At 44.6% G+C, this 16478-nt stretch carries 14 protein-coding genes; 4 read left to right on the top strand and 10 right to left on the bottom strand.

The window, feature by feature from the left end; translation table 11 throughout:
* Window positions 1-65: 65 nt before the first annotated feature.
* From SVI_RS03065 to SVI_RS03055, 3 genes are all read right to left on the bottom strand, one after another.
* The gene (locus SVI_RS03065; protein WP_013049927.1) at window positions 66-1247 is read right to left on the bottom strand and encodes an NAD/NADP octopine/nopaline dehydrogenase family protein; all 1182 of its coding nucleotides are present in this window, start codon (window positions 1245-1247) and stop codon (window positions 66-68) included.
* Window positions 1248-2813: 1566 nt separating this feature from the next.
* The gene (locus SVI_RS03060; RefSeq protein WP_049791023.1) at window positions 2814-3143 is read right to left on the bottom strand and encodes a DUF3332 family protein; all 330 of its coding nucleotides are present in this window, start codon (window positions 3141-3143) and stop codon (window positions 2814-2816) included.
* A 514-nt stretch (window positions 3144-3657) separates the two neighbouring features.
* Window positions 3658-3864, bottom strand: a complete 207-nt coding sequence (locus SVI_RS03055; RefSeq protein ID WP_041419624.1) for an AbrB/MazE/SpoVT family DNA-binding domain-containing protein — start codon at window positions 3862-3864, stop codon at window positions 3658-3660.
* Between the two features lie 395 nt (window positions 3865-4259).
* On the opposite strand from SVI_RS03055, the gene SVI_RS03050 reads away from it, so the two are divergent.
* The 4 genes from SVI_RS03050 (at window position 4260) to SVI_RS03035 (ending at window position 9106) form a co-directional block, all read left to right on the top strand.
* Window positions 4260-6170 (top strand): M4 family metallopeptidase, encoded by a 1911-nt coding sequence (locus SVI_RS03050; RefSeq protein ID WP_013049924.1) that lies wholly within the window; start codon window positions 4260-4262, stop codon window positions 6168-6170.
* Window positions 6171-6480: 310 nt separating this feature from the next.
* Window positions 6481-6975 carry a hypothetical protein gene (locus SVI_RS03045; protein WP_013049923.1) on the top strand — a complete coding sequence of 165 codons (495 nt, stop codon included), beginning with the start codon at window positions 6481-6483 and terminating at the stop codon, window positions 6973-6975.
* 71 nt (window positions 6976-7046) lie between these two features.
* Window positions 7047-7982, top strand: a complete 936-nt coding sequence (locus SVI_RS03040) for a histone deacetylase family protein (RefSeq protein ID WP_013049922.1) — start codon at window positions 7047-7049, stop codon at window positions 7980-7982.
* Window positions 7983-8242: 260 nt separating this feature from the next.
* Window positions 8243-9106, top strand: a complete 864-nt coding sequence (locus SVI_RS03035) for a delta-class carbonic anhydrase (protein ID WP_013049921.1) — start codon at window positions 8243-8245, stop codon at window positions 9104-9106.
* 86 nt (window positions 9107-9192) lie between these two features.
* Here SVI_RS03035 and SVI_RS03030 read toward each other — a convergent pair whose 3' ends face one another.
* The 7 genes from SVI_RS03030 to SVI_RS03000 form a co-directional block, all read right to left on the bottom strand.
* Complete coding sequence (locus SVI_RS03030; RefSeq protein WP_013049920.1) at window positions 9193-10200, bottom strand: LacI family DNA-binding transcriptional regulator; 1008 nt, start codon at window positions 10198-10200, stop codon at window positions 9193-9195.
* A gap of 181 nt (window positions 10201-10381) precedes the next feature.
* On the bottom strand, window positions 10382-11296 hold the full coding sequence (gene rbsK / locus SVI_RS03025) for a ribokinase (RefSeq protein WP_013049919.1): 915 nt from the start codon (window positions 11294-11296) through the stop codon (window positions 10382-10384).
* Window positions 11297-11488: 192 nt separating this feature from the next.
* Complete coding sequence (gene rbsB, locus SVI_RS03020; protein WP_013049918.1) at window positions 11489-12367, bottom strand: ribose ABC transporter substrate-binding protein RbsB; 879 nt, start codon at window positions 12365-12367, stop codon at window positions 11489-11491.
* Window positions 12368-12398: 31 nt separating this feature from the next.
* Window positions 12399-13370 (bottom strand): ribose ABC transporter permease, encoded by a 972-nt coding sequence (gene rbsC / locus SVI_RS03015; protein WP_013049917.1) that lies wholly within the window; start codon window positions 13368-13370, stop codon window positions 12399-12401.
* 16 nt (window positions 13371-13386) lie between these two features.
* Window positions 13387-14871 carry a ribose ABC transporter ATP-binding protein RbsA gene (gene rbsA, locus SVI_RS03010; protein WP_013049916.1) on the bottom strand — a complete coding sequence of 495 codons (1485 nt, stop codon included), beginning with the start codon at window positions 14869-14871 and terminating at the stop codon, window positions 13387-13389.
* Window positions 14868-15290, bottom strand: coding sequence for a D-ribose pyranase (gene rbsD, locus SVI_RS03005; RefSeq protein ID WP_013049915.1), 423 nt, complete (start codon window positions 15288-15290; stop codon window positions 14868-14870). The genes rbsA and rbsD overlap by 4 nt, the downstream gene beginning before the upstream one ends.
* A 464-nt stretch (window positions 15291-15754) precedes the next feature.
* Entirely contained in the window at window positions 15755-16180 is a 426-nt protein-coding gene (locus SVI_RS03000; RefSeq protein ID WP_041419622.1) for an acyloxyacyl hydrolase, read from the bottom strand.
* Window positions 16181-16478: the final 298 nt, after the last annotated feature.

Here is a 16478-nt window from a genome sequence, read left to right as displayed (position 1 = left end):
CCAAAATTTTCTAGACTCTTCTAGTCTCTTATACGGACTTTTTGAGTCTTATGGAATTATTATCCCTAAGCTTGGGCAGATGCTCTAACTTCGTCGGGGCAATCCCTACTTTCCACAAAATTCAATAACTCTTCCCTAGTTAGATCACCTAAACCTAACGTAGCTAAAGTTCTGCCTTCTGCATAAAAATCTCTTGATAAAATACCGCCACACATCTCGATTAAACGATGACACTCGGGCATATCAATACCTAACTTCTCGCCTAATGAGGATAATAAAACCAACCCCATAGGAACATCCTCAGTCACATATCGATTATCGAAACTATAAGGCCCTGGAGGTGATGAGATTTTATAGCTTTCAAAAACCTCTCTAGGGTCTTGATTAAGGTCTTCTTCGTTTCTAAATAAACAGGCTTCAAGATAGGGAATGGGTTCACATCCTAGGGCACTCAACACCGCCATTTTTTCCGCGTCCAACTTTTCAATCATTAGCCATGCCATTTCAGTTGAAAGAGCATCTCTGTACATATATGGAACTTCATCAGGATGATGCTTGGCACAATACTCAAGCATTGGATACATGACATACAGACCCACAGTGTGGACTATGATATTGGGGTTATGTAGCGCCGAGTCGAATATGTTTTTTCTCACCTGACTCATTTCAATGTCGTAGGCAGGAAACAAGCGGGATGCTATGGCCATTCCTTCTGCCGTTCTTATCGCTGGAAAGAACGACAGTGAGTTTCTGGCATTTTTAAATAAGACTTTTACCGTACCAGGCTCAACCACTCTTGCGTCATTAGGGGTTGACTCACCTTCAGCAAATATTGGATTATTATCACAATATTTATCATAGAAAATACTACCTGCGTACCCAGGTATTAGAATAACCAATTGATTACTTTTAAAATACTTTGCAATTCTTTCTGCTAAAGCCGGATGATATGTAGTTTGAATAAAAATCATGATTACATCCGCCCCCTCTATTGCAGCTTCAGGGTCTCGAGTAATCAATTCCAATGGTTGAAAGGTTTTTTCGGCATCGTCGGCACTGTCTGTAAAGTGCCCTTTTTGGGTGTTATCGATGCAATATATTCCCTTATTTCTGACCATAGCTTCAAAATGGTCATCATGGGTAATACGGTTCGAAGTCTTCAATAAACTGACTTTATGTCCTGCCTCAGCAGCCATAAACGCACAAGCAGAACCAGCATTACCGGCTCCAATTATGGTGATATTCATTTTTTCTCCATTTTATTATTTTGGTTGTTATTCAGGGCGTTATAGCAAGCCTGAACGTATAAAACTGTTAAATGTAGAAATATAGAACTGTAAAAATGTAGAGATGTAGAGATGTAGAGCCCAGACACCCATAGTTATTGTTAAACTACATATGTTGCGGAGCCAGGATCGATATCAGGAGATTTATTGCTTTGCATCAAGTAGTTGCCAACCATTAAAACAGTAGCGGCTTGATACGGGTAACGGAACTCTTTAGTTCTTCCTCTCTATTTTTCAGGTTGAAAACTAGAGTGAGATGGAGAATAAAAAGTGGGTATATCATCCTGATATAGGTTCCGCCTAAGCTGCTTTGCGTCTAATGCTGTAACTATTACTAGTAACGATTGCTAACAACTAAGTTAGCTACTGACGCGCTTTGGGGATCATCCTTGTTTCTTTTATATATGTTTATATTTTCGACAGTTAAGATAACCTCCTGTATACAGGCTGTCCACCTATATCACTTAGATACCCCAGTAAATACCATTTCAAACAGAAGTTTAAACTGCCGACTGTGCCTTAAAGCAGATATTTCGCTATTTAATTAATACTAGCTCCATTCCCCTTAATCGCAGCACACGCAAGGGTAACATAAGTACAAAAAATAAATAACAAAATTTGGTTTTTTAATTTAGATCATATAAATAATGGTAATAAAATGGATATTTCAGGCAATGCCTAGGAAGTTAATAAAATAGCGACAGGCACACTTATACGAGGCGTAAGTTACAGCCTGAAGTGGTAGTTAAGCATTAACAATAATGACAATACATCTCAATATTTGATTCAATAAAACAGTAATCTTGGATACTAAAATAATAAACACCTTTGACCTTACGCCTCTATATTAAAATATGCACATACAGTTATGAGGCGCCCAAGCTACTGTAATTAAAGAAGATTAAACGGATATGCATTTTAATTTAAAACCACTCACCCTGAGAATTAAGCACACCTAAATTAAACTTATTACCACACATACTCAGATAGCAGCATAAACCTAGAAATAACTATTTTTATCGATGTCACACCTAATTATTTAGCCATACCTCATTTGCTGATTAGAGCCAAAACATAGCTTGTGGCTGTAAAGATATAACATTTAAGTCAAGCTAACTACAGAGTGATGCCTAGACAATAGCTTGTAGGTAATACTCTCTATTATTGGTTAATTTAAGGTGGGATTCAGCTAAGATTACAGACCTTCATTTTAACGAAGAATAGAGGTCTGATTAATCAAAATGACGAAATAAACTCACTAAATTATGTGCAGGGTTATCGAGTGCATAAGTCACTAGATTATTTATATGGAAGGTTTGTAAAAAGAAGCCGTTTAACTGGCTCGTCTAATGGGCTGTATGATATTCTGGATAGACATCATAACTTAAAAATTGAATTGATTAGGCTCGCATTTGATATTAAAAATACTAAACCTGAGGGTATATAATAGAATGTAGATTTTATTATATTACCACTCAGACTTATTAAGTGGATATTTAGAAGGTACCCACTTTAAACTTTATAAAATCAATCTAATTTAATTGGAGCAGTTTTTAATGCTTCATCTAAACTATCATTTATTTCTATATAGTTTTTACCTTTCATATCATAGATTGATTTCTTATCTGTAAGAACGTTTTCACCAGTCCAAAACTCGATAGGGTTAAATAGACCATAGTCAGCAATAGTAGTAACTGCATATACTGGAGCCATAAGTATTGTTAGACCGCCTCTTGCGTAACGATTATCTACAACATCCATATTAAATTTCATAGTTGCATTGCTTACAGCCATTTGACCAGCACAACCCGATAACAACACTGACAGCATAACTGCAGATAATACTTTAACTTTCATCAATAACATCCAAACTTAAAAAATAAAGTACTAGAGCTTAGGGAGTCACCTCTCATTATCAACACTTATACTTTTATTGTTTGAATTGAATCACAATAAATCTGATTTACATGAAGTCCCTCAAGACGAATCAAACCAATAAAAGATACATTTGAAATAAACTTGATTACCCTTGTTAACTAATAACGAGTAAGGTAAGTATAAAGTTACCCTTGTTCTGTTAATTTATAAAGAGAACTTTAGCGTTAAGCCTAATTTCGAGGTGGAATATATTATTAAACTAGGTATTTAAATAGCTAGAGTGATGATATAGGGAATGCCGACGAAGTTTATCTATAGGTTTACAGTCATTCGTCAGTACATAAAATTTCCCACGAGCATGCATAAGCTTGCCGAAAAAACAGATGAGAGTTGAGGCATATTCGTCAATGGATAAAGCTTGGTCCATATAGGCGAAAAGGATACTAGGCTGCCCATATCAGTTTGATTCAGGCCTAGTATTTAAAAAATGGGATCAGGCATCTTCTTCATGCATATAGCCTTCGATAAGTGCCATCTGCTCCTCTAACTCATCATTCTTTGACACGAGTCGATAGTTACCATGTGCCATTTTCTCGAGACAGATACTGTCTCCGGCACCTAGGTGCAGTCGCTCAACTAGATCTTGTGGTAACTCTAACCCCAAGCCTTTACCCACATTTCTAATCTTGAGTTCAGTCATTAGTATCACCTAGATTCGCCGCTTCATCGTTAGATAGAGCAGTGTAAGAAAGAAGCTATTAATCCAAATTATAGTTTATCTAATCTGCATTGAATAAAACTAGCTTACATTTTAGTCCACAAAGATTAAGCCAGCTATATTTTCGATTGTTTACCTTAGTCTTTTTTCAATATAACCAAGGAATTAAAGCTAACTAAAATCTTGGTTATCTTAGCCTATCAAACCTAGATAAATAGGCATTTTCACGCTTATTTTGACTATACTTAGTGTTAAGGATCTAGCTATGGGTAGTCCTGTTAGCGACATAGGCTAGGCTCCAGTTCATCTACGGCTGATTCCTGTTTACATCTGTCATATATGCAACCACTTCTGTCGCTCAGGAAGGAGAAAGGTTCATGTCCATTCGACTCAACTCGTCTGCCCTACTGCTATTGTTTGCAGCAGTGCTCACCTCACCTGCAATAGCTCAAGACAAAGCTAGCAACCAAGGTGAAGCCAACAGACCCACATTTGTCACCGGAGACTTAGGCAGTATTAATGCATCCTCCCAGGCAAGCTTACATGCTTCAGCTAAGAGTGCACTGCAACTTGTCTTAAATGAACAATACGAGGCCGATGGACGTGAAGAGATGATTGTCACTAAAGTCATCGAAGATAAAATTGGCGGGCATCATATACGCTTCGAACAGAAGCTCAATGGCCTACCTGTTGCGGGTACAGGCATGGTTATTCACGCCGATATCCATGGTTCAGTTTTTGCTGTCAATGGGGATTTCGTCCCCAGCGGTGACCTCCCCCTAAAGCCTGACTTAAGTGCAATCGAAGCCTTTGGCCTCAACGACATAAAGGGCACTAAAAACGGCAAACCTGAGCTCAGCTATGTACTCGGTAGCGACGGTATTGGCCATCTAGCCTGGAAAGCGACTTTCGAGTACATCAATGAAGAGGGGCCTCAGCGTGACATTGTCTTTGTCGACGCGAGTACAGGTAAGATTGCCGCAAGACACCCGCAAATATTGTATGCCCGTAAGCTGAATACTCAAGACTGTCAGCAAAGAACCAGACGTTGTAAAACGGTTTCAAGAAGCTCAAATGTAATCAATACTAGCGACCTTGCTATCAATTCCGCCCATAACTACGCTATCGCCACCTACAATTACTACTTAAATAACCATGGTCGAGACTCCATCGATGACAAGGGTATGACCCTCAAGTCCCGTGTACATTTCGGTCTCAACTACAATAATGCCTTCTGGGACGGTAGCCAGATGACCTATGGTGACGGCGATGGCGTGAACTTCATCCCACTGTCGCAAGATGCAGATGTGGTCGCCCATGAGCTCACCCACGGCGTTACCGAGAGATCTTCAGGCCTTATCTACCAAAACGAGTCAGGGGCTCTGAGTGAGGCTTGGTCAGATATATTCGGCGCCATGGTCGACCGGCAGGAAGGTGCTACAGGTGCCGATATCTGGTTTATAGGTGAAGATATTTATACTCCAATGATACCTGGAGATGCCCTACGTAACATGGCTGATCCAGCCGCCTTTGGTGATTACGATTATTACCCCACACGTTATATGGGCGGTGCAGATAACGGCGGGGTGCACTGGAACTCAGGAATCGCCAATCTGGCGTTTAAACTTCTGGTAACTGGTGGCACACACCCTAGGGGAGAAACGTCTGTTAATGTTACCCCTATAGGCTTTGATGCCGCTGCGGATATATTTTATGCCGCCAATATCGGTTGCTTAACCCCTAGCTCAAACTTCGCCACTGCCAGATACTGTACGGCGATCTTCGCTGGCAGCAATGAAGCCGCCGTAAATCTAGCTTGGGATGCAGTTGGAGTACCTAACCATCCTCCCATTCAATTGCAGAATGATGTAGCTACCGCCCCTAAGGACGGGGAAATCGGTGACATCCAATATTACCTATTATCTGGGGTCAACAGCGGAGAAACGGTCACCTGTACCACATCTTGTGACAATGGTGATGCCGATCTCTATTTACGCTTCAATGGGCTAGCAGAAACAAATCCCAATAGCGGTCTCAATGAGTGCGGAAGCTATTCCACTAATTCGAATGAGTCCTGTACCACAGGCGCGGCATCCAGTGATGGCAGCACCCTCAACGCAGCTGTTCATGGCTTTAGCGCATACACTAACTTATCTCTCACCTGCACTATCAGCAGTAACAACGGTGGAAGCTGCCCCTTACTTGACCTTGGCAGCAGTTGTACTTCAAATTCACAGTGTTGCTCAGATAAATGTAAGGGAAAACCGGGCTCAAAAACATGTAAATGACCAAGGAGCAGTGACGAGTCGATAACGAATAAGCCTAGGGTGAACTTGGGCTTGTTTTCTTATTCTTGCCAGCGAACAAGATAAGCACTAAGGGCCAGAATTAATATCATTAATAATAAACGTTATCACATAATCTGCTTTACCGAGAGCATCGACTAAGGTGGATTCCCCTGAAAAAAATTAGTGATTTTTGTGTTCTCAAGGGCGAAAGAAGGAGCTTATGCCGATTGGTATTAAACAGAAGCTATCAGCTGAAATTGAAAACTTAAAATAACATTACCTAAGCTCGCGGTTGGAATTGGAGACCAAGATGACAATAAACCAGCTTTTATTCGCACTTTTTTTAACCGCGGCCATCATCAGTATCTTAGTGTATCTGCGCTTTCCGCCGCGCTTTTACAATAAGATGAGACATCATCCCCACTTTAAGCCTACTAGTCATATCTATGAAGTCCTGCCTGATGTGCATCAGGATTCACATACTAATAGGCAGACAATACATCCCTATCACAATGTCACCATTGAACTAACCCCACATTCTTGTAATGCGGTTAAAAAGCTACAAGGCATACATTTTTTATCTAAAGATGCCCCATCTATCCCTATAGCTCATTGCGATGCGATGAAATGTCAGTGTCACTACAAACACTACCAAGACAGAAGAAGCGAAAACCTGGAACGCCGCGTCGGCTTTGGTATAACACGCGAGCTATTTGGTGCCTTCGGTGAGAAAAACTTAAGGGTAAAAAAGCCTGATAGAAGAGACGTAACAGCTAAAAGAAGTGAAGGTAACCTGATTAAGTAAAGACCATAGCCCTTTATTATGAGATGACCAAGCTGCTACTATCCGCTCACTGCTCACTATCTAACTTTGCCATGCTGCCACTGATCTATCATCCCATCTATTCTCAGCTGCCTCTACCTGAGGGACATAGATATCCCATCATGAAGTATCAATTCTTGTATGACGCGATCATGGAGAAAACACAAAATGACACCAATTGGCAGCAAGAAATCACCTTCTTCTCTCCCCAAGCCTTAACCTTGCAAGATATCAAACAGGTCCATGATGCTGATTATGTGGATATGTTGGCCTGTGGTCAGTTGCCGGCCAATAAGATGCGCCGTATCGGTTTTCCCTGGAGTGAAGCCCTGATGCAGCGCACCCTGACTTCGGCCGCGGGCACTGTGTTAACAGCCCATAAAGCCATAGAGTCAGGAGTCGCTATTCACCTAAGTGGTGGTTATCACCATGCCCATAATGATTTTGGCAGCGGCTTTTGTTTATTTAACGATCTGGTATTAGCGGCTCACTTTTCCTTGCAAAAAGATGATATCCATAAGGTATTGATCATCGACAGTGATGTTCACCATGGCGATGGCACGGCGACCCTATGCCAGGGAAGGGATGACATCATTACCCTCTCTTTCCACTGTGATAAAAACTTCCCAGCGCGTAAACCTGACTCAGATCTTGATGTGCCTCTCACACGAGGCACAGGTGACGAGACTTTTTTAGCCTGTTTTCAACAAGTGGTACAAATGGCCATTAATTTACACCGCCCAGATCTGGTTATTTACGATGCCGGAGTGGATCTTCATCGAGACGATGAGCTGGGTTATCTCGATATAAGCACCCAAGCCATCTATCTAAGGGATCTATTTCTACTGCAGACCATGCAAGATAATCATATTCCTGTTGCTGCCGTCGTCGGTGGAGGTTACCGAGCCAAGCACAAGGATCTCGTGCCAGTGCATTTTCAATTATTCCAAGCAGCCCTAGATTTAAGTTTGAATTCAGACTCGGAATAGGACTTGCGATTAACAAAAATACAACGTTAAAACAAAAGCTTGTACTTAAACTATAATCAATGGTACTTGTAACTTAGATGACAGGCTAGCCATCTCAATAATTCTTTAGCGAAATAGCATATAGCTTCAATCTAAGCTAGCTTGTAACCCTATTGAAATAGCCAATGGCTTAATACCGATTGATTCTGGTTCGACTCTAATACCTATAGGTATAGGACCTAAGATGCCGATTCTACATACTAATAAAAAGGACAAATGACATGATAAATAAGACACGAGTATTATGTGCCACTGCGGTACTTTTCCCACTTTTAGTTAATGCCGCGACAGCAGCCGATACTGGTCATAGCGTCTCAGATAAAGTGATAGAAAAGCAAAGAGCAGCATTGGCCACCAATACTCAAGGTAAAGGTTATGGTCCTCAGTCACCAAGAGATATCGACACTATCCAAGGTAGTAACCAACGTATTTTTGGCGAGGCGCCTGACTACACGGAAATGAATTTATGTAATATACATTTCCATATTAATGCCGAGCACAAAGGCGGCGAATTCACTAAGTATGCAGGCAATGGTGATGGTCACGGCTATAACAGCGGGTATCAATATACTGGCAAGTTATCTAAAAAAGAGTTAACTCCCCTTAAAAATAAGATAGGAGTCAGTAAGCACGGTAGCCTACATCCTGGCGATACAATTGAAGTTCACTATGTCCACTCAACTGCTCAAGTTGGCCCAGGCGCAACGCTAGGATCTTGCCTCAGTGAAGCAAATAGCAACCCTCAGTTACGTGTAGAAACTCAGGTATTCGTGCTGGTGAATGACACTAAAGCCATGAGCTTTATGGAGCTGACTAAGTTAGGCATGAAAAATGGACTCAATCAGGCCCTAAACATTCCAAGCAATACTGGTAAGCCGGTGCAATATGAAGGTTCAACCACAGGTCCAGGATATAACGAAATAGCATCGCCTCTACAGGTGAGCTGGAGCGTGCGCCCTCAGGTAATGAAGGTAGATATTCACACTGTAGGCAAGTGGTTAGAGGGTAACGCCTTCGATGAAGATCATGCCCACGGCGTCAGAAATCTAGTGGTTAATCCAGCTCTACTGTCAGACAGTGAATAACTAGAACTCGTTTAAATCAAGCCTGAATAAGGGGTCGATTAATTCGACCCCTTTATTTTGTCTGTTATACCGAAAAGATGGCTGAACTAGTTCTCAGCTGATTTGCGCACAGCAACAGAATCGCGGATGATTAAGCTAGGTGGTAACAAGGTACGCTGGCCTTCCCGTTTAGGAGTCTCTATCCGTGCCAGTAACATAGCGATCGCCTGCTCAGCTAGCTGTTCCAATGGCTGGCTCATAGTTGTCAGTGGTGGATTGAAATACTTAGCCCCAGGAATATCGTCATAACCGATAATCGACAGATCCTCAGGGATAGTCAGCCCCTGTTTGCCTGCCACCCGTATAGCACCCATGGCCATAAGATCATTCGAAGCAAATATCGCTGTCACTGGGCTGGACTGGTTAAGTAATCTGCTCATGGCCTCTGCGCCACCTTCATAGGTGAATTCACCGGATTGGATCCAGCATTCATCCACCTCAAGTTTAGCTTCAGCCATTGCTCTGCGGTATCCCGCAATACGGTTCTGACTATTGGACTTATCCAGTGGCCCGGCTAATAAGCCAATACTCTTATGGCCCGACTCTAACAGATGCTTGGTCGCCATATAGCCGCCCTGCTCAGAATCATCCAGAATGCGATCATAACCCGCCTGCTCTGGACCTGAGTCCATCATCACCATGGGCATACTGCCATAGGAAGACACAGGTAATTGACGGGCATCTGAACTCATCATTAGCATGCCATCGACCTGCCTCTGGCTGAGCATGACCAAGTAATCCTTGGCCCTCTGTATATTGCCCTGGGTATTACACAAGATCAGGTTGTAACCATATCGATATGCTACCTGATCCACCCACTGAATAAGATCGGCGTAGAATGGATTATTCGCATCTGTGATCAACATGCCTAGGACTCGACTGCTGCCACCTTTGAGACTACGTGCTATGGTATTTGGCACATAGTTAAGCTCGATAACAGCCGCCTCAACCTTGGCCTTGCCCTCGACTGAGACAAACCGAGTCTTGTTGAGCACATGAGAAACGGTAGTAGTTGATACACCAGCCAGCTTAGCAACGTCACGTATGGTGGTCATAATAAAGATCCCCTGGGCTTGGCCAAAATGCTTCGTATGCTGGTCATATAATTCGACTCTTTATGAAAAACGATTACTAAAAACTATTACTCAAAATCGTACTAAAAATTAATACTAAAAATTAATACTAAAACTAAAATCCAGAACTAAAGCTAATGCTAAAAACCTGTAAAATTAGCCGTTAAGCTAGCAAGGCCAAGGTTTCTACCCGAGTCGGAATTGAACTTTGTGCCCCCATGCGAGTCACGGACAATGCCGCGGCCGCCTGACCAAAACGCACCGAATCCAGCATAGATTGACCTTCCAGTAATCCGGTAACGAAACCGCCGTTAAAGGTGTCCCCGGCAGCCGTTGTATCTATGGCCTGCATCACGAAACCGGCGATGTGCTTACCCTCGCCCTTATGTGACAACCATACACCACGTTCGCCTAAGGTGATCAGCACAGTTTCGATACCAAATTTAGTGTGCAGCTTATTAGCCGCCATATCAGCATCTGATAACTCACTGATGGCCACGCCGGTCAGCTGCTCGGCTTCGGTCTCATTGGGCGTAATGATATCAACATTAGATAATAAAGCCTCCGGTAACGCCTTAGCAGGGGCGGGATTTAACACCACTCGAGTACCGGCAGCTTTGGCTATTTTAGCCGCCGCGACTAAAGTCTCAACAGGCGTTTCCAGCTGGAGCAAGAGCAAGTCTGAGTCTTGAATACTGGCCTTATGCTCAGACATCACAGTCTCAGTCAGGGAAGCGTTAGCACCGGGCCAGATACCGATACGGTTTTCACCCGAGTCCTCGACGTAAATCATCGCCACGCCGGTATTTTCACCGGTAATTGTAGTGATGCCCTTGGTATCTATACCTATATCGGCGAGACCTTGTTTCATCTGCTCGCCAATGGCGTCAGTGCCGATACAGGCTATCATAGCCACGTCAGCTCCCAGCTTGGCCGCGGCCACAGCCTGATTTGCACCCTTGCCACCCGCTACTATTTGGTACTGTTTGGCTTGAATAGTCTGCCCGCCTCTTGGCGCGGCGCCGACTTGCATCAGGTGATCTACGTTGATGCTGCCCAATACGGATAATTTGGCCATCTGAGTCTCTCTTTGCTTAATTGGATAACAGGCCGCCTACACCGCGGCCCAGCAAGTACCGAATAATCGGCAGTTTCATAATAACTTAGCGCTGAATGAGCAAACTAATATAAGTAACCTAATATAAATAACCTAGTATTAGTAACTTAAGTCGGCGGCCTATGGCTTATTTTACCATGGGCCGCTAACGGATTATTGAGTAATAATCTGCAGAGGCACAGGTTGAAACTCGGGAACGGTTTCGCCTTTAAGCACCTTAACTGCAGTCTCCACACCCAGCTCGCCAATCAATTTTGGCTGCTGCGCTACAGTTGCGCTCAATAGGCCACGTTTAACGGCTTCAATACCTTCGTCTGTACCATCGAAACCTACAATCAACACCTCTTTACCGGCACCACGAACTGCCCGCAGAGCCCCCAAAGCCATCTCATCGTTCTGGGCAAATATGGCCTGCACATCGGGCTTAGAAGCCAACAAGTTCTCGGTAACGTTCAAGCCTTTAGTACGATCGAAATCTGCGGGTTGCGACGCTTGCATCTCAAAGCCGTGAGCCGCAACGGCGAGGGCAAAGCCTTCACCACGATCACGGGAAGCCGAGGTACCCGCCACCCCCTCGAGTTGGATAACCTTAACGCCTTTACCTAGCTTGCCTGCGATGAAGTCACCAGCAAGCTTACCACCAGCCACATTATCAGAAGCTATGTGGGACACTACCTTGCCTCGGGTTACGCCGCGATCAAGTGTCAGTAATGGGATGCCAGCTCGGTTCACCATGCGAGCCGCATTCGAGGCTGCATCGGAATCAGTTGGGTTCAGCAAGATAGCCTTTACCTGACGAATCGTCAGGTCTTCAATATTGCTCAGCTCCTTAGACGGATCGTTCTGAGAGTCGAGTACTATCAACTTATAGCCCAGCTCTTCGGCCTTCTGCTGTGCACCCTCTTTCATCGACACGAAAAACGGATTGTTCAGGGTCGATACCACCAGGGCTATGGTGTCTTGTGCCATGGCCGGAGCGGTTAGGCCCAGCGCTAAAGCTAGGGCTGCGGCTGATTTAAGTAGCTTATTCATATTAGTTACCTTGTTTCCGGATTAGTTATCTTTATGTGTTGGATTTTCGGTCGGCGAGTACCGCCAGTAAAATTACTCCTGCCTTGGCGATCATCTGATAATAAGAGGACACATCCAGCAGATTCAAAGCGTTGTTAAGAAAACCTATGATCAGCGCGCCAACCAGAGTTCCCCAGATAAAGCCACGACCACCAGCCAGAGAAGCACCGCCAACAACCACGGCCGCTATGGCATCTAGCTCATAGGAGGTCCCTGCCGTCGGCTGAGCCGAAGACAAGCGTGAGGTCACTATCAGACCCGCCAGCGCCGCCATCATGCCCGAGAGCCCGTAGACCGCGACTTTAACCCTATCGACATTGATGCCTGATAAGCGCGCAGCGGATTCATTACCGCCTATGGCGTAGATGTAGCGACCCAGCCGAGTGTGAGTCAACATGACCCAAACCAGCACGAAAGTGATCAACATCATCCAGACAGGTACGGGTACTCCAGCCAACCAGCCGGTGCCGATAAAGGCAAAGTTGTCGGCGGTATCGGTGAAGCCGGTAGAGATAGGACGCCCCTCGGTATAGACCATAGTCAGGCCACGAATAGCCGTCATGGTCACCAAGGTGGCGATAAACGCCTGCACCTTACCTTTAGATATCAGCAAACCGTTCATGGCACCGAGCGCTCCCCCTAGCAACAAGGTCAGAGGTAATGCCAGTGTTAGGGGTAACTCGGCCCCCACCATGGACGCACCAAGTGCCCCAGTCAGGGCCAGAATCGCACCGACAGACAAGTCTATACCTGCGGTCAAGATCACTAAGGTCATACCCACGGCGATGATGGCGTTAACCGAAGTCTGACGCAGTATGTTCATCAGGTTGCCCATGGTGAAGAACTGGTCATTTAATATCGAGACCACGGCAATCAAGACGAACAAGGCGATGAGTGCTTTTTGCTGCTTCAGCCATGCAAAGGTTTTTGTGCCTGTAGCGTTATAAGTTGCAGTTTGATTCATTGTAATGATTCTCTAATCAGTGGTTGCCGATGGCCGCAGCCAAGAGTTGTTCCTGAGTCACTTGGGTGGCGTCGAATTCGCCGCTGATACGACCTCCGCTCATCACCATTATCCGGTCGCTCATCCCCATCACCTCCGGCATATCGGAAGAGACAAGAATGATGCTCATGCCCTTTTTCTTGTACTGGTTAATCAGTTGGTAAATCTCTTTCTTCGCACCCACATCGACTCCCCGGGTGGGCTCATCTAAGATCAATACTTTTGGATTGGCCATCAAACCCTTGGCTATCGCCGCCTTCTGCTGATTGCCACCGGATAACTTGCCTATGGGCTGGTCCAATGATGGTGTCTTTATATTGAAAGCCTGTTTGAAATGGCTCGCCAATTCGTGCTCGGCATCGGCCTTGATTGCTCCCATGTAAGACAATGCAGTCATAGAACTTAGGCTCATATTCTGTTTCACCGACATTCCCAGCACTAGGCCGTCACCCTTACGGTCTTCGGAAATGTAAGCAATACCGGCTTTTATGCCTTCGCTTGGATGAGTCGGGTGCACAGGTTTGCCGTACAGTTCCACCTCACCGCTGGTGCGCTTAGCATCGCCAAACAAGATACGCATCAACTCGGTCCGTCCCGCGCCCATCAAGCCGTTGAAGCCTAAGATCTCCCCCTCATGTAGGTCGAAACTAATATCACTTATTCCCTCACCAGACAGGTTACGCACTTTCATCGACACCTTACCCGTATTGTGTTCGATACGTGGATACAGGTCTTGAAGCTTACGACCGACCATCAACTCGATCAGGCTCTCTTCGGTGAGGTCAGACACATCTGATTCAGCAATAAACTGACCATCTCGCATCACAGTGACGCGATCGCAGATGGTAAATATCTCTTGCAGGCGATGGGATATATACACTATGCCCACCCCTTGTTCCCTTAGCTCGCGGATAACCTTGAACAGGCTAGCTGTCTCACGCTCGGTGAGGGAATCTGTGGGCTCGTCCATCACTATGATGTTGGACTTAAACGACAGGGCCTTGGCTATCTCTATCATCTGTTGTTCACCCAGAGGCAAGGTGCCCATTTTCTCGCGGCTGCTGCGCTGCACATTCAAACGCGCCAAGAGGGCATCGGCTTCACTGAACATCTTGCGCCAGTCTATGAGGCCGATAATATTTTTCGGCTCACGGCCAAGAAAGATGTTTTCGGCAATGGACAGATGATCAATCAGATTCAGTTCCTGATGTATGATGCTGATCCCCGCCGCCTGGGACTGACGAGGACCATAGAAACGCACAGGCTCGCCGTTTAAGATAATCTCACCGGCATCGGCTTGATAAATACCCGTCATCACTTTCATCATGGTGGACTTACCCGCACCATTCTCCCCCATCAGAGCCATCACCTGACCGGGATACACGTTAACTTGAGCACCGTCTAAGGCTTTCACCCCAGGGAAAGATTTATCTATACCACTTAGGCTCAGGAGTGCTGTCATTTGAAGACCACTCCCGCTTGCAGAATGATATTAGCGTAAGGGGTACATTCACCGGTACGAACCACAGCGCGGCTGTTGGCGGTTTGGCTCTTAAAGGCTTGATGACTGACTGTGCTAAGGCTAATAGGCTGAGACTGCGTTTGCCCTATCTCATCTAATAGTTGCAGCAGCTGAGTGTGCATGCCTGGATTATGAACCAACATCTCTTCGGCAATCACCACAGATTCAATTTGTAGCTCGGTGGCCACAATCCTTAGGGTATCAATAAACGCGGGCACCCCATGGGTCAGCGCCAGATCTATGCGTTCACAGCACTCAGGCACAGGTAGACCAGCGTCGGCTATGGTGATCTCATCGGTATGACCCGACAGGGCAATAACCCGCGCCAGATCACTGTTAAGCAGTGCACCTTTTCTCATGTCACAAACCTTACTTACAAACGGTGAAATAACTGCGCAAACGTATGCGCAAACGTTTGCGTGAATACTAATGCACCTCATCTAGGATATCCAGCCCATAAGCGTGACTGAGATCACACAAGTATAATTGTTAGCAAGTTTCAACAATGACCTATTTAGATCATCCAATTGGGCATGCCTGCGTATAGAGCTTAACCAAGGGATGAGTTCAGTAAGAAAACTGGGAGGTATGGTGGTGATGAGGAAGAATTGAAGAATTGGATAATTGAAAAATTGAGGAGGAGTTGAGGAGGAATTGGGGATGAAAGTTTAGCTATTGGACTAGCAAGCGGAAATTTAAATTTTTGCAGGGATCAGGAGCACTGAAAGTGGGCAGCTAAAACCACTTGTGCCTCAAGGAGAGGCTAGCCAAGTGATACTGAGTTATCCCGCTTTCATGGTATCTCAGGCTATGTCTGAGACAGTTAAAACTTAAAACTTAAAAACACACTATGACCATCGAAAGCTGGGTTTACTTCATATCTAAGCCCATTTGAGATATGCATATAGGCGTAACCTAAACGCCAACGAGTTGAAAATTTGTAGCTAGAACCCAACTTCAAAAAGTATTGCCAAGGCCCACCATAATTTTTATACGCCTTACCCCGCTCGCCATATTGATAATCACTGAACCAGTCCACACCGCCCTCGGAAAAAATCAGGATATTATCGTTAATATGCCAGCCAAGGCCCAATCCTCCCCCCAAATAAAAGCCATCATCACTGTTGGTAACCAAGAGTCCCAAAGTACCCACCGGATACCAGTACCAGGAATCATTGATATCTCCTGAATCTAACAGCATTAAATAACTACATTCCACCAAATTTATATCGACGTTTTGTTTAATCATGGGAGTCGACGCCAGACACCTAAAAGGCATACTGTTAGCAACACATTGAGGAGTAACAATAGTAAAAAATAAGATCGCACTTAAATGACAAGTTGAATTCATCTTCTCCCCCATTTTTATTAAGCCAAACACTGGCCGCCCGAGTAAAAATGCTGTTTTACTTGGACTGAGACAAACATCGTCTCATTTAAAAATAGATGGAAAACGTACAAAATCAATCAAGATAAATTGTGAATTTGGCATTGATTTATGCCAAATCTCTGCTAAATAAGTCAGCATTATAGGAGTGGTTTACGGT

Origin of the sequence: Shewanella violacea DSS12, from assembly GCF_000091325.1 — a bacterium.
Lineage (GTDB): Bacteria > Pseudomonadota > Gammaproteobacteria > Enterobacterales > Shewanellaceae > Shewanella > Shewanella violacea.
This window is presented reverse-complemented; position numbering and strand designations above follow the sequence as displayed.